The organism is Kurthia massiliensis (assembly GCF_000285555.1).
GTDB classification, from domain to species: Bacteria; Bacillota; Bacilli; order Bacillales_A; family Planococcaceae; genus Kurthia; species Kurthia massiliensis.
In genome coordinates, this window is sequence record NZ_HE610998.1 from 302,589 (window position 1) to 317,695 (window position 15,107).

Annotated in this window: 13 protein-coding genes, 1 pseudogene and 2 riboswitches; of the genes and pseudogenes, 7 read left to right on the plus strand and 7 right to left on the minus strand. The window is 35.0% G+C overall.

The window, feature by feature from the left end:
• The 5 genes from KMHG_RS09210 to KMHG_RS09230 are packed head-to-tail and all read right to left on the minus strand — an operon-like array spanning window position 1 to window position 4,333.
• Complete coding sequence (locus KMHG_RS09210) at window positions 1–687, minus strand: precorrin-8X methylmutase (protein WP_010288931.1); 687 nt, start codon at window positions 685–687, stop codon at window positions 1–3.
• Window positions 684–1,442 (minus strand): precorrin-6A reductase, encoded by a 759-nt coding sequence (cobK, locus tag KMHG_RS09215; protein ID WP_010288933.1) that lies wholly within the window; start codon window positions 1,440–1,442, stop codon window positions 684–686. Before cobK ends, KMHG_RS09210 begins: the two co-directional genes overlap by 4 nt.
• On the minus strand, window positions 1,442–2,305 hold the full coding sequence (locus KMHG_RS09220; RefSeq protein ID WP_010288936.1) for a sirohydrochlorin chelatase: 864 nt from the start codon (window positions 2,303–2,305) through the stop codon (window positions 1,442–1,444). Before KMHG_RS09220 ends, cobK begins: the two co-directional genes overlap by 1 nt.
• A gap of 10 nt (window positions 2,306–2,315) precedes the next feature.
• Window positions 2,316–3,959: a precorrin-3B C(17)-methyltransferase gene (gene cobJ, locus KMHG_RS09225; RefSeq protein ID WP_010288937.1), complete on the minus strand. Its 1,644-nt coding sequence runs from the start codon at window positions 3,957–3,959 to the stop codon at window positions 2,316–2,318.
• Complete coding sequence (locus tag KMHG_RS09230; RefSeq protein WP_010288938.1) at window positions 3,959–4,333, minus strand: (2Fe-2S) ferredoxin domain-containing protein; 375 nt, start codon at window positions 4,331–4,333, stop codon at window positions 3,959–3,961. The genes cobJ and KMHG_RS09230 overlap by 1 nt, the downstream gene beginning before the upstream one ends.
• 146 nt (window positions 4,334–4,479) lie before the next feature.
• Window positions 4,480–4,656: riboswitch (cobalamin riboswitch) on the minus strand.
• Window positions 4,657–4,879: 223 nt separating this feature from the next.
• A riboswitch (cobalamin riboswitch) is annotated at window positions 4,880–5,064 on the plus strand.
• A gap of 132 nt (window positions 5,065–5,196) precedes the next feature.
• Between KMHG_RS09230 and KMHG_RS09235 the strand changes: the two genes are divergently transcribed.
• Genes KMHG_RS09235 through KMHG_RS09250 form a run of 4 tightly spaced genes read left to right on the plus strand, consistent with a single transcriptional unit; the run spans window position 5,197 to window position 7,809 of the window.
• Window positions 5,197–5,922, plus strand: a complete 726-nt coding sequence (locus KMHG_RS09235) for an energy-coupling factor ABC transporter permease (protein ID WP_044504625.1) — start codon at window positions 5,197–5,199, stop codon at window positions 5,920–5,922.
• Window positions 5,922–6,209, plus strand: coding sequence for an energy-coupling factor ABC transporter substrate-binding protein (locus tag KMHG_RS09240; protein WP_010288940.1), 288 nt, complete (start codon window positions 5,922–5,924; stop codon window positions 6,207–6,209). Before KMHG_RS09235 ends, KMHG_RS09240 begins: the two co-directional genes overlap by 1 nt.
• Window positions 6,206–6,988 carry a cobalt ECF transporter T component CbiQ gene (gene cbiQ, locus KMHG_RS09245; protein WP_010288941.1) on the plus strand — a complete coding sequence of 261 codons (783 nt, stop codon included), beginning with the start codon at window positions 6,206–6,208 and terminating at the stop codon, window positions 6,986–6,988. Before KMHG_RS09240 ends, cbiQ begins: the two co-directional genes overlap by 4 nt.
• Complete coding sequence (locus tag KMHG_RS09250; RefSeq protein WP_010288942.1) at window positions 6,985–7,809, plus strand: energy-coupling factor ABC transporter ATP-binding protein; 825 nt, start codon at window positions 6,985–6,987, stop codon at window positions 7,807–7,809. The genes cbiQ and KMHG_RS09250 overlap by 4 nt, the downstream gene beginning before the upstream one ends.
• 624 nt (window positions 7,810–8,433) lie before the next feature.
• On the opposite strand, the gene KMHG_RS09255 is transcribed toward KMHG_RS09250, so the two are convergent.
• A complete protein-coding gene (locus tag KMHG_RS09255) occupies window positions 8,434–9,312 on the minus strand; it encodes an SH3 domain-containing protein (protein ID WP_010288944.1) in 879 nt (292 codons plus the stop codon).
• Between the two features lie 261 nt (window positions 9,313–9,573).
• On the opposite strand from KMHG_RS09255, the gene KMHG_RS09260 reads away from it, so the two are divergent.
• The 3 genes and pseudogenes from KMHG_RS09260 to KMHG_RS09270 all read left to right on the plus strand — a co-directional run bounded on the left by KMHG_RS09260 (window position 9,574) and on the right by KMHG_RS09270 (window position 13,189).
• Entirely contained in the window at window positions 9,574–10,671 is a 1,098-nt protein-coding gene (locus KMHG_RS09260; protein ID WP_010288945.1) for a low temperature requirement protein A, read from the plus strand.
• A 102-nt stretch (window positions 10,672–10,773) separates the two neighbouring features.
• Window positions 10,774–11,097: pseudogene (locus KMHG_RS09265) on the plus strand (TerD family protein); the annotation flags it as partial.
• Window positions 11,098–11,425: 328 nt separating this feature from the next.
• Complete coding sequence (locus KMHG_RS09270) at window positions 11,426–13,189, plus strand: bifunctional metallophosphatase/5'-nucleotidase (protein ID WP_010288948.1); 1,764 nt, start codon at window positions 11,426–11,428, stop codon at window positions 13,187–13,189.
• Between the two features lie 150 nt (window positions 13,190–13,339).
• Here the strand turns inward: KMHG_RS09270 and KMHG_RS09275 are convergent, their stop codons facing one another.
• Window positions 13,340–15,019, minus strand: a complete 1,680-nt coding sequence (locus tag KMHG_RS09275) for a DUF7017 domain-containing protein (RefSeq protein WP_010288951.1) — start codon at window positions 15,017–15,019, stop codon at window positions 13,340–13,342.
• Window positions 15,020–15,107: the final 88 nt, after the last annotated feature.

Genomic DNA, 15,107 nt, shown 5'->3' on the forward strand with positions numbered 1-15,107 from the left:
TTATGAACGATCAGCTAAAATAGAAATTGCATTGAGTGCAGCAACGGTTACCGTACTACCGCCTTTACGCCCAACATTTGTAATAAATGGAACTTCTGTTACTTTTGACAACTCTTCTTTAGATTCGGCAGCCGAAACGAATCCAACAGGCATCCCAATAATTAAATCGGGTTTTGCAATACCTTCACGAATTAAACGAATCAATTCAAGTAATGCAGTAGGTGCATTGCCAATAGCATAAATGCCCCCTTCATGAAGACGTGCTGCTTTTTGCATTGAAATAATCGCGCGTGTTGTGTTATGTTCTTTTGCCATTTTTGCTACATCTTCGTCAGCAATGTGGCAATATAAGTCACCACCATGCTTTTGGAATCGTTTGCGGCCCGAACCACTTTGAATCATTTGAACATCAGCAATTACAGGACGCCCTGCGCGAATTGCTTCCACGCCTGCTTGAATGGCATCAGGGTGAATGATCACGCTTTTTCCTAATTCGAAATCTGCAGAAGCATGGATAATACGACGAATAATTGACCATTCATCATCTGAGTAATGATGAGGACCATATTCTTCTAAAATCGTTTCAAAACTATATTCATAAATACGATTGGGCTCTACTGTGAGTGGGGTAAAATCTGTATTAAAGTTGTCTGTATTAATAAATAATTCTTTTTGATCGCTATTCATTGTAAAATTCCTCCTATAAACTGTTCTATTTCATCAAATGTATGAAACATATTTTCATAAGTTATTTTTGGACGTGCAATAAGAATAACTTCTATACCAAGTGCAATAGCTGTCGTGATTTTTTCATCTACTGAACCGACCTTGCCACTTTCTTTTGTAATCATTAAAGTCGTATCATATTGCTTGTAAAGTGCTGTGTTTAATTCTGCTGAAAATGGTCCCTGCATCGCAATAATATTTTTTTGAGGAATGCCGAGTTCATTGCATTTTTCCATATTATCAATACGAGGTAACATACGAGCTGTAAGTGTAATACCTTCTACATCAAGTAAATATTTTGTGAATATTTGTAATGTTTTGCTACCCGTTAATAACATAATATTTCCTTTTCTTTTTAATGCTTCTAAAGCAGCTTGTTCATAGTTCTCTACAATTTTAATATTTTTATTTTCATAATTTTCAGATATTCTTTCGTAACGACAATATGGCACACCAGCTATTTGAGCAGCTCGTTGTGCATTTTTAGATGCTTCTTCGGCAAATGGATGACTAGCATCTACAACCATTTCGTCCCCACGTACAATAATTCTTTCAGCCATTTCTTCTGCTGTTAAACGTCCAATATGTGTTTGAACTCCTACATCTATCAAACTTTGTGCGGCAGACTCCGTTACGACCGTAGCTAAAACATTATATTGATTATTTAAGCGAACAGCTAAAGTACGAGCATCACTCGTTCCTGCTAACAAAAACATTAATACTGCACTTCCTTGTGATCGTGATTATGGTCATGGTCATGATGATGATGGTGATCTACAAATTCAGAAGCATTAATACGATACGTACATGTATCACAATTCATTTTTACAGCACCAATTAACGCTTCCTTAATACGTTCTAAAACAACTTTTTCAAGTAATGGATGATAACCGAAATAATCGCATAATGTAATGTCCATATTATATTGTGCAACATATCTTTCTTTCCAATCAGCCATACGTTCCATTAAAATTCCTGTGAATAAAAAGTAAGGTAACATATATACTTTTTTAGCACCTAATTTTTCACAGCGTGCCATACCATCATCTACACTGGGATAAGTAACACCCATAAACGCTGGTTCTACATTGCGAATGCCAATTTTTTCAGAAAGTAGACGGGCAATTTTATAAAAATCACTATTTGAGTCAGCATCACTTCCTCCACGAGCAATTAATAAAACAGCTGTATCATCAATATCTTCATTTGTAAAATCACTTTCTATTAAACGATAGTGTAAAATATCGATTAAACTTTCATGAATCCCTAACGGACGACCATATGTGATATCTACTGTAGGGTACTGCTTTTTCGCTTCATCAATAGCCATTGGAATATGAATTTTAGAATGCCCTGCTTGTAGTAACATAATTGGAATTGTGACAATTTTTTCAGCACCTTGATCTACACATGCTTTCATACCATCTGCAATATTTGGTCGTTCAAATTCTAAAAAGCATGTTTCTACAATTAATGCATCATCTATTTGAGCCTTGATACGCTTTGAAAATTGTCTTACTTCTTCATTACCTGCGCCTAATCGACTACCGTGTCCTACTAATAAAACTGCTGTCTTCATATATACACTCCTAATCCCCACATGGTGCTGGGGCAATTTTAATTTTTGGTGCGATATCTTGATAAATAAAATCACCAATTTTTTTCACACGTTTAAAATATTTAAATAATCGCTCATTCGGATGCGCATTTGCTTTATATTCTTCAATAATCGATTCAATCAATGGTAAAAGCTGTTCTTTCGGCAAACCTTCAACAACAGGCTGCCCTGGATGCGCCGTACGTCCGACTGGTTTCGCACCTATAAAAACATCAAATCCGCCTTTACGATAAACGATACCGATATCATCCATTACTGCTTTGTAACATGCCATGCCACAACCATTAAATCCAATATTTAATGTCTTTGGCAATGCCATACCTCCAAGTGTTTTATGTAAATCTTCAGCATAAGGAATAGCATCTGCTTTTTCTCCATCACAAAAGTCACATGCTTTGATTTTCGCCACATCGCCTACTGGTGCAATTAACAAATCAGCGCTACTTAAACGCTCCGTAATTAATTCAGGTGCTGTTGTCGGAATACGTAAAATAAATTCATGTTCTGGTGTATATTCCATCGTACCTTTTTCACCGACAATATCTGCCAATACAAGCATTTGCTGTGGCGTAATTTTTTTATTAGCGACTCCAGGACTAACAGCTACTTCAAAAATAGATTCTATTTTTTGATGTACGTATTGTTTCGTTTCGACGCGCGAACTGCCTACAAGTTTTAATGCTTCTTCAGCAAATAATAATGGATTCATTACATTTTGAATGGATTGCTTTTGAGCTAATATTGAATTACTTTTATCTTGTAGTTCATATGTTTGTCCTGTTTCTTGATTCATTGCCCATGGTTCTGCTTCTTTTTTCAAACGTTGATGTGGTTTAAGTGGCTGTTTCTCAGCACCTAGCGTGTATTTCCTTTGATAACCACGTGGTGTAATCATTTTGCCATCGTAGAAAAAAGTTGAGGAATTTCCGACAACGACTGTCGTTAACATACCAATTTCATGATCTAACATATGTTCAAGTGTGGTCATTTTAATGTGCTGTGTTTCTCGATAAGCACCTTTTACAAGTCCCACTGGCGTATCAGGGTGACGATATGTTAATAAAATCCGCTGTGCTTCTACAATTTGACGAGTACGGCGACCGCTTTTTGGGTTATAAAATGCAATAACAAAGTCAGCCATCGCTGCTGCTTCAATACGTTTTGCAATTAAATCCCACGGTGTTAAATGATCACTTAAACTAATCGTGCAAGAATCATGCATTACGGGTGCACCTAATAGTGAAGCACAAGAATTAATCGCTGAAATACCTGGTACGATTTCAATAGGGACGCCTGTTTTTTCTGTCCACCCTTTTTCAATTAGCACCTCATAGACAAGTCCTGCCATACCATACACACCAGCATCACCACTAGAGATAACAGCGACAGATTTACCTGTTTCAGCTTGCTTTACAGCTTCTTGTGCACGAGATACTTCCTCAGTCATGCCCGTACTAATAACTGCCTCAGCTGTAATTAAATCTTTAATTAAATCGACGTATGTTTTATAGCCAATAATTACATCACACGTTTTCAAGACTTCTACTGCTCGGTTTGTAATATGTTCAAAATCCCCTGGGCCGAAACCAACAACATATAATTTTCCTTGCGTCATTATATCTGCTCCTTTGTTTTTAAAATGCCTTTAATCGCATTTGTTGTTTCATTGCGAGCAAATTGCTGTCCGTCAAATGTGATCCGTGGTACGAGTGTTGTCTGTTGTCCAGCTAAATCAGCAACGAATTGTACAGCTTCTTCTTCCGAAGCGATATTATACCAATCACCTTTTGGATAATGAATCACAACACAAGCATCTTTACAACGACCATTACAGCGTGTTCTGGAAGTATGGATTTGATGATCTAACGCTCGCGCTGTAATTTCTGCACGGATTTTTTGAGTGATTTCTTCGCCTAATTTACGCATGCAACTACTTCCATTACAAATCAATACATGAGACTGTACGCCATTTAAATTCCAAGTTGTCATTTTAATCCTCCTATGTATAACGATGGCAATTTAGAGTAAAAAAAACCTCTATTCATAAATAGAATAGAGGTTGAACATGCTAATATAGGCGCACTTAAATAAAGTACGGCACTATCAGTGTGTTCAAATCTCTTCCCTCCGAAAAGCTTTGTACGATTTTAAAAGCAGGTTTCCTGACTCAAGTGCATTTTATACCGATCCCTTCTCAGCTAATAGCCAATGGTTATGATCGTTTTAACACTTATACAGTAGCGGGGGCTGTAATGGCATCTCACCATTTTCCCTTTTAACCTAACATAGGCACTTTTAAAATGTAATCGTTTATGTAATTTTTAAATCTTGTGACAATTATAAATATATTATTATTGATTTTCAATCACTTTTTCAGAAAATTCTATTTTAAAAAGATTAATATACCTCAAATACTGCTAAAAAAATCTTAAAATGCTGTCTTATGTATCATTTATTCATATAAAATAAAATTTTAAAAAAATACTTATTGGCAATAATAAAAATTCCGTGGTAAGATTTTTGGGAAATGTCAAACAATTTCATAAATTTTATGGTACAAGTTTTGCATACTTGTTTAAAAGGGAAATTGGTGCAAATCCAATGCTGTCCCGCAACTGTAAAGTGGAGTATTTACAAAAAATACCACTGTCTAATAGATGGGAAGGTTTGTAAATATGTTGAAGCGAAGCCAGGAGACCTGCCATAAAATATTCATTTCGACCTACGAGGATAGGTGTACGAAAGACAGCTTTTTTCTATTGTCTTTTAACCTATTCTGTAAAAAGAATAGGTTTTTTGTGCATATCCTCAGAAAAAAAGGAGGATTTTCTTTGAAGAAATTTTTAAAGCTTATGTATTTTACACCCGTATTATTGCTAGTACCAACGCGTGCAAATGCAATGCACATTATGGAAGGTTTCTTACCCATCGAATGGGCCTTATTTTGGTGGTTTTTAGCGTTGCCGTTCTTTATCATGGGGCTTCGTTCAATCATTAAAACTGTAAAAACACACCCTGAAACTAAAATGCTACTTGGTTTATCTGGAGCTTTCGCTTTTGTATTATCGGCATTAAAAATTCCATCTGTGACAGGTAGTTGTTCCCATCCAACAGGTGTTGGTCTAGGTACAGTTTTATTCGGACCTCTTGCTATGAGCGTGATTGGTTCAATTGTTTTAATTTTCCAAGCACTTCTATTAGCACACGGCGGCTTAACAACATTAGGCGCTAATGCATTTTCAATGGCTATTGCAGGCCCTATTATTGCTTGGTATGTCTTTAAAGGTGCACAAAAAATGGGTTGGTCATTTTCTATTGCTGTATTTTTAGCGGCAATGTTAGGTGATCTTGGTACATATACTGTAACTTCTTTACAACTAGCTTTAGCTTTCCCTTCAGAAGCGGGGGGAATATTAGCTTCATTCGGTAAATTTGCAAGTATTTTTGCTTTTACACAAGTTCCATTAGCAATTAGTGAAGGTCTCTTAACAGTTGTTGTGATGAACTTCTTACGCAAATATAATTTGGCAGAACTAAAAGCGTTAAATATTTTCAAGAAAAATAAGGAGGTAGCTTAATGGTTAAAAAAAACTTACTTTTAGTTGCAATCGTTATTGTGTTAGCGATTGTGCCTTTATTTCTCCAAAAAGGTGCTGAATTTAGTGGAGCAGATGCTCAAGCAGAGACAGCAATTACACAAATTGATAAAGAATATGAGCCGTGGTTTTCAAGTATTTGGGAACCGCCAAGTGGTGAAATTGAAAGCTTATTATTTGCACTGCAAGCGGCAGCAGGTGCAGGATTTGCAGGATACTTTTTCGGCTTAATGCGCGGGCGCTTTAAAAAGGATCAATCTGCAAATTGATTCTTATTGATCAATATGCTTATATAAATCGGCTTAACCATGTGCATCCATTTGAAAAAATAACATTTTCATTATTTTTCTTATTATTTTCAATCATTACTAAGGATGTATGTATCTCACTCATTACGTTTATCGTAATGAGTGCTTTTATTTTATCCGCCGCAAAAATACCATTTTCGATTTATTGTAAGCTCTTATTATTACCAGGTTTTTTTCTCCTTACAAGTATTACATCTATTATTTTCTCTTTTACAACGACAAAACCTTTATTAGAATATTATGCAATTTGGCAAATTTCCAGTCTGTATATATTTATCGGCAAAACAAGTATTGTAACAGCTTATCATTTATTTTTCTCTGTATTAGCAAGTATAAGCTGTCTCTATTTTTTAACATTAACAACGCCAATTAGTGCCATTACCTATACTATGCGCTGTTTAAAAATGCCATTAATTTTTATTGAATTATGTGAATTAACCTACCGCTTTATTTTTGTGTTTTTAGCTAGTATGCAACAAATATATGAAGCCCAACAATCTCGCCTTGGTTATCAGAGAAACACCTTGTGGCTGAACTCTGTTGCTCTTCTTATTACTGCGTTATTTCGCGATGTCTTTTGGCGTTCAAAAAAATTAAATGAAGCGATGATATCTAGATGCTACAACGAAGAAATTTCAAACAACTATGTTACTTATACGTTTAACAAACACAATTGGATAATAATTATCATTAGCATGATAGGTATTATTACAATCTATATAGGAAGGAAATTAATATGATTTTATTTAAACATGTAGACTTTCAATATGCAGATGGCACAGCTGCACTACAAGATTTATCTCTTCAAATACCAAAAGGAAAAAAAGTAGCATTATTAGGAAACAATGGCGCAGGTAAATCAACATTTTTCAAACATATTAACGGTCTATTAAAACCAACAAATGGTTCTATTACTATTAATGATGAACCGATTGACTATTCTCGTAAAGGTTTGCAACGTCTCCGCCAACAAGTTGGGATCGTATTTCAAGACCCTGATGCACAGTTATTTTCTGGAACTGTCGAGCAAGATATTGCTTTTGGACCGATAAATTTAGGGTGGTCTAGTGCAGAAGTAGAAAAAAGTGTAAATACCATAATTAAAAAATTAGAAATTGAGTCTTTACGCAAAAAACCTATTCATTTTTTAAGTTTAGGACAAAAGAAACGTGTTTCTATTGCTGGTGTCTTAGCCATGAAGCCAAATATTTTAATATTAGATGAACCATCTGCTGGGCTTGATCGATACTATTCAAAACAAATTATGCAACTTTTTAATGCGTTTCATCAAGATGAGAGAACAATCATTTTATCTACGCATGACGTTGATTTTGCTTATGAATGGGCAGATATGATTATCGTAATGAGTGCTGGAAAAATTATTTATACAGGCAATCCTGTTGAGCTATTTAAGCGCCCAGAAATTTTGCAACAGGCACATTTAGATATGCCTTGGTTATTTGAAGTCAGTAGCCTTTTAAACAAGCAACAACTTGTCCAAATGAATGACTATCCAAGAAATCGGAAAGCATTTATTCAGCTTATCAAAAATAAACTTTAATATATAACTTATCAAAAAAGGTCTTAAGGTTTTCTTGCTTAAGATCTTTTATTTTGCTTTTAAATTTAATAATTGCGTTCAACCTGCAATTATAATAATGAAATATCCCCATCCTTGATGAAAAATAAAGGCTAACGCACAAAGGAAAATACAAAGCATTTAAGTGCCGCTCTCCAACATTCTTCGCAGTTCACGATAATAAATACAGCGAAAAGAATCCAACAGTCCAAATAAATAGCGATATCCTGGAATGAGGTATCTTTTAAAAACGGTACTTGATGGATCAGCGCTGTATATACCGCGGTCACAATCGCTAAAAGTAATACTTTCGACCAAGTCATGTTCAAACGATCGAAGCATTTTTCAATATTATGCATAATTTTCATTCATTCTAAAACCTATTAAAATCCTAAAATTTGTAATTGAAAAGTTTTTTGGATGTTTATAGTTGATACTGCGATAGATAATTTCTATAAATTAAAGAGGCTGGGACAAAACATTTCATTTTCCTTTTTTAGCGTTCGCAACAAAGAACCGGAACCGCGCCACAGCGCGATTCCGGTTCTTTTTATGCTCATTTGAGATGGTGTTTTTATACTTATGTCCCAGCCTCTTAATAACATATTATTTTAAAAATGCACTATGCACCCAACCTCGTGCTCTAGTTGAAGGTACATATACTGAGTACCAAACACCTTGCTCTTTTTCAACATATACGACTGTACCGTTTTCTAATCGGTCCACTTGTAACGAATTTTTACTTGGCTCACTACGTAAAACAAGTGTATCGTTATGCACATTTACCGTCATTGTAGTAGTTGATGTTTCTTGTATTGCGTCCTCTAACGAACTTAATGTATAGCTACTGTTCACCCAACCATATGCCTCTTGTGAAGGGGCGTATACATATGACCATTTCCCAGATGTACGATAAACATATAACGGCTCAGAATAAACGAGATCTCCAATTTTACCGTATTTCGGACTTGGACCTGTACGCAATGCCAACGTATCACCATAAATGGCTACATAAATCGTATCGTAGTGATTTTCCGTATAACTTGGCATATGCGTCGATGTATATTTACTGTTTACCCAGCCTTCTACATGACTACCTTCGACCGCTACTTTGTACCAGTCACCTTGTTTCCCTTCTAATAGCAACATCGTGCCATTTGGCATTTCATAAGACAATACTTTGTCATATTTCACACCGGGACCTTGTCGTAAATTCAGACCATCATCCACCCGTCCTGTTGCCACGTAAACATAGCCACTCATCTGTTGATAGCTCGGAACAGTTGGTGCTGGTGTTGTTGGCTGAGACTGCGTAGCCTGCTTTTCTTCTGTCGTAGTTTCTTTTGTAGCTTCAACTTCTTTCTCTTTTTGGTTTGATGTTTTTTCTGTCTCTGCTTTTGTTTCTTCTACAGTACTTTTTTCTGCATAATTGGCGGCATCTTCTTTATCAAAACTCGCATCGCCACATCCTGCTAAAAGTGCCATCGTAAGAGCCATCACACTCATATACTTTATTTTTTTCAGTCTCGTCACCTACTCTCATTAGTATTTTACCTAATTTTTGTTTAGAAGAAAACTTTTTCCTTAAAATATATAATGATAAACATCATGAAAAATTGATTATATTTCCCATAATTCTAGTAATTGATAGTCATCTTTACGATAACGAGTGAATATACTTATTCATCTCGTGTTATAGTATTAAATATTCCATCACACAATATGCCTATTTAAAGGAGGAACGATATGGAGAGTAAAAAAGTAACTTGGTTAGAACTATTTTCAGATTTACTGTTTGTTGCGGCCATTGCGACTGTCACAAGTGTACTCATTCATGTAGAAGATGGTGAAATTCCATTTTCATATATATTAAAATTTGTGCTCATTTTTGTACCGATTTGGTGGAGCTGGGTTGGCCAAACATTATTTACAAACCGATTTGGTGAAGATGGTTTATACCATCGATTATTTATGATTTTGCAAATGATCTTTGCCCTCGTCATGATTGCCAGTCTTTCTACCGATTTTGATTCGTATTTCTTACCATTTTTAATCGGTTATTTAGGATTGCGTGCACTAACAGCAATTCAATATGTGATTGCAGCGAAAGTTGAGATGGGTGCTAAACAACAAGTTGCGCGTTATTTAGGCAAATATTTTTGGATTGGTATCATTATTTCTCTTTGTGCGATCTTTTTCGATGACACGTGGCGATATGTCGTACTGTATTTAGGCATCATTGTCGATATTATCGTGCCGATGTTCGGACGTAAATATTTAATGCATAGCCCAGTCGACAGTGAGCATTTAATCGAGCGATTTAGCCAATTTACAACGATTTTATTTGGTGAAATGCTTGTCAGTACGATTGTTATTATTCAACCACACCCTGGGGATTGGTATAACATTTTATATGGCGCATTATTTTTCATCTTAATCGTTTCAATGGGATGGCAATACTTTGACAATCTCGATTTCAAAGTTAATAAAACGATTCGATCAACCGGGCAACGTATTATTTACGGTCACCTCTTTATTTTAATGGCTATTAGTATGTTAACGATTGCGGTGAGAGTATTGTTTGAAGAAAAAATGCATATCACTTTCATCATTTGGTTTATCGTTATTGCCATGACGATGTATGTAGCTGCTACACTTTTCGTCTTCCAAGTATATCGCCATGCACATGCAAAACTAAAAAAAGGGCATTTTATGATGCTCGCATTATTACTCGTATGTTTCTTAGCAATGCTCTTTATTCAAGCATCTGTCTTATCAAACTTCTTTATTCTCGTTATGATGGTACTATTTTTCTTCATCTATACATTTATATCGCTAAAATAAACATCATTCTCCTTTCCACTCTATTATTTTCTATATAATAGAAGTAACTTCAATAAAGGTGGCGAACGATATGATTAATCTAGTAAAAGGACAAAAAGTAGATTTAACGAAGGCAAAGGTGATGACGAACAAATTGTTGTAAGGCTGCAAGAAATACCTACAACTTTTAATTGCTTAGTATTTGTCGTCAATATTTTCGGTGCGAAATTAAAAAAACAACATTTCGGGGTGATTCAAAATGCGTATATTCGCATTTTTGACGAACAGCATGATTTCATACGCTTTAACTTATCTGATGACTATACTGACCAAACAGCGCTCATTGTATGGGAAATTTATCGACATCAAGGTGAATGGAAATTCAATGCTGTAGGGACTGGCACGACAGATAAAAATATTGATGAATTAGCGAAGTGCTATCAATAAAGGGACGGCATATTTATTTTGTTTCAACTCGTAATTGACACAACATATGTCGTTTATGATGCTTTTCATATATGTGGTCCATTCCATACCTCTTATTTTAAAAAATAATTTTTTTAACATAGACATTTTCCTATTTATATGAGGAAAGGAACTATCTGCCTATGAAATCGAAAGGCATTTTCTACCTTTAGCCTTTATTCATGTAAGCGTTTACTATTTATTTGTGATTTATGTAAAAGTACAACTTTTAACGCGTTTCATCCTATATTGAAATCATTGCCACTTATGATTATATTTATGATGACTACAAACAAAGGGGTATATACATATGAGAAAATCGAAGTTTATCGTTTCACTAAGCGCAGCGCTATTATTAGCAACGGCACCATTCGCTTCAGCAGAAGCAAAAACGACAGCTGAAAAGAAAATTCCAGTGCAATTATTAAGCATGAATGATTTACACGGTTATATTGATGGGAATAATAAAAAAGACCCGAATGGTGTTGCAATTGGTGGTATGGCGTCAATGGCTTACAACTTTGAGCAAGAGAAAGCATCATTTGCGAAAACACATAAATTAAAATCAACAAATACGAACTCATTAGCGATTCAAGCAGGTGACTTAGTCGGTGGTTCACCAGCGATTTCTGGTTTATTACAAGATGAACCTGTGATAAACATTACTAATGCGATGAAGTTTTCAGTAGGAACACTTGGTAACCACGAATTTGATGAAGGTATTTCAGAATTCGAGCGTTTATTAAAAGGTGGCGCACCTGTGAAAAACGTAACGCAAAACTATGAACTTGTAAAAGATTATAAATATAGCGCTTCAAATATGGACGTGTTATCAGCAAACATTAAAGATAAAAAGACAAACGAATTACTAAGCGGCTTTAAACCGTATGTGATTAAAAAAGTGGACGGTGTAAAAGTCGGCTTTATCGGGATCGTTACACCGAGCATTAAAGATGTCGTACTTGCTCAACATACGAAAAACATCGAAATCGTAGACCCTGGTAAAGCGTTAGCGAAATATACGAAAGTACTTCGTAAAAAAGGTGTAAAAGCGATTGCGGTTGTCGCACATTCATCTGTTTCTGTTAATAAAGAAGCAAATTCTTCAATTGCGACACAAAATGATAAAGCACTAGAAGGCGAAGTTATCGACATGTTAGACAAAGCAAATAAATTAGACCCTGATAACTCAATCGACGTTGTATTCGGCGGTCATAACCATGCATATGCAAATGACACATACAAAAAAGTACGTATCGTCCAGGCACATAACTACGGTGATGCTTATGCAGTCGTAACAGGAAAATTAAGTACAAAAACGAAAGACTTCGTTTCAACACCTTCAGCGAAAGTGAAATATAACTATACGCAAACAGAAGAAACGTTAAACTCAAACAAAGTATCGAAAAAAGTGAATAGTATCGTTACTGAAGCAAAAGGTATCGTCGGTAAAGTGATGGATCAACCGATTGCAACGATGGACGTTGAAAGCTTATCAAAAACAGCGCCAACAAAAGTCCGTCCGACAGATCAATATCCAATCGGTGGTTCTGAAGTCGGCAACCTCGTAACAGATGCACAACTTGCTTATGCACGTACAATCGATCCAGCAGTAGACTTTGCTTTCACAAACTCTGGTGGCGTTCGTTCACACTTAAATGCAACAGCATCTGGTGATACATTTACGATTACACGCGGCGCAGCACAAGCCGTACAACCATTTGGTAATACGTTAAACATTATCGAAATTACGGGTAAACAAGTAAAAGCAGCGATTAACGACCAATTTATCGGTGGTTACGGTTTAGAAATGGCCGGCTTAAACTATACGTTTAACGAATCAGGAGTTGTAGATGTATTCGTAAACGGTGAAAAAATTGATGACAATAAAACGTACAAAGCAGTATTAAACGATTTCTTACTTGGCGGTGGCGATAAATTCCCGACGTTCACAGAAACGAAATTTGTTGAATACTTAGGCGTCGATACAGACATTTTCATCGATTACATTGAAAAAACAGGTACAATTAAGAAAGATACGGTAACACAATTACGTTTAGAACGCGTTCAATAAGTAAATATAAAGAGGCTGGGACAAAATATTTCATTTTCTTTTTTAGCGTTCGCAACAAAAAACCGGAATCGCGCTGTGGCGAGGTTCCGGTTTTTTTATGCTCATTTGAGATGGTGTTTTTACACTTATGTCCATTCTCTTTTTATTTAATTAGTCTAACATTTCCTCATCGAACGTATTGTCTGCAGCTTCCTTTGCTAAAATATCTGTCACTTTCCAACTCCATTTTGAACGCTTTTTATTATAACTTATTTTTTTAATATATTTGATCATTTCATTATTCTTCAATTGATGAAATTCAACTAAAGATGGTGGAATATGAGCATCGTTCACAAATGCAAAATTTTGACCTGTATTTCTGCATATTATTCCTTCTTCTTCCTTTATGAAACGATGGACGAATGCTTCGTCGCCAGGTTGAGCGCTAAATACTTTAAATAAACTTTTCTTTTTCGCATCTTTAACCATTTTTAATTTAAAAGATTGATTAATTTGCCATTTTATATCTTGCTGAATTAAATGATCTATATAAAAATAGCCATCTTGTATTCCCTTATCCATATAAATAAAGTTGACGACTTGTTTTTCTTCGTTCATATGAGTGACAAATATATGTTGATCAGGTAATGTACGATAAATAATTTCTTCAGCTTTCATCGCATATGGTTTAAGCATTTCTCGATTTTGTGCAGCTTCATAAGAGCTATACCAATTTTCTTGTTGCCAATCAAGTTGATTTTGTGGAATTTTCCAATTTTTTTGTTTACGTGTTGCTAACAATTTATTCAATTCATATTTTGCTTCCGCAAACATTTTTCTTTCTATTAATAAAGGAATGATTTTATTTTGTGTTTTACAAAACATTTCATCTTTTGCTTTCGTACATAATGCCCTACATAGACAATTGAAGGCGTCATCACCATCAACAAATGTACTCATTAAATCCCAAATCCAAAAATCACGATATTTCTTACGAGCGAATAAACTCAATTCTTCAAACGCTTCTTGCTGTCGATTTGCGCGTATTAATAACTTGATTTTGTAGTAAGGTAGCCACTCATATGTAGGATTTTTTTGAATTTGTAGTGTCAACAATTCAATCGCTTGTTCTAAACGTTGACTAGTTGCATAAAGTTCATCTGTTTTTATCAATTTTTTCGCATAAGTACCCAAAATAGTTTCTGCAAGTGGTGAATATGTTTTTTCTAGATTCGTTTTATCAAGTTGTTCTTTATAGTCTTCACTTTCAAACCAATCGAAGCCGATCATATCAAATAAAGCAAAAAAGTTGTGATCGTTTAAAAGTTCACTAAATTTTCTAACTAAAATGCGTGAGGGAGATAAATTTTTCTTTCCATTAAAGTTAGGCTTCATACGACGGGCTCTACGAAGGCGAAGCTCATACAGAGAATTATTTGTATTGCGCTCAATAAATGCATTTGAATGACTACATAATATTGTAAATTCTTCAAAAATAAGATTCGCTTGTAATTCTCCAAAATTAACAAACTTATATACATTCCAAAGAACTATATTTAACCATTTTTTATCTTCTTCGTTATATATATTAAAGCGGATATGTGCATTTAAATTTTTTAAACATCGATAATATTGCTGAGGGCTTTGCTGAGTATCTTTTAAATATGCATACATAATCCAAAAGAAAGATGCACGATAATCTGAGTTAGAAGGATAAGCTTGAAGTGCTGGGGAAATGGTTAAGTACGCTTCTTTTAATTTTCCTTCTCTATTAAGTGTATTCGCTAGTAAAGATGGGTCTTTATCTACTTTATTACCATTTTGTTGGATTTTTTGTTGGATTTTTTGCATTGCCTCCAGTATAAATTGAATATCTGTTTCATTCTTATTTTCTCTTAATCCTTCAATGAATGTTTCATAACATGCCGTATCAGAATTA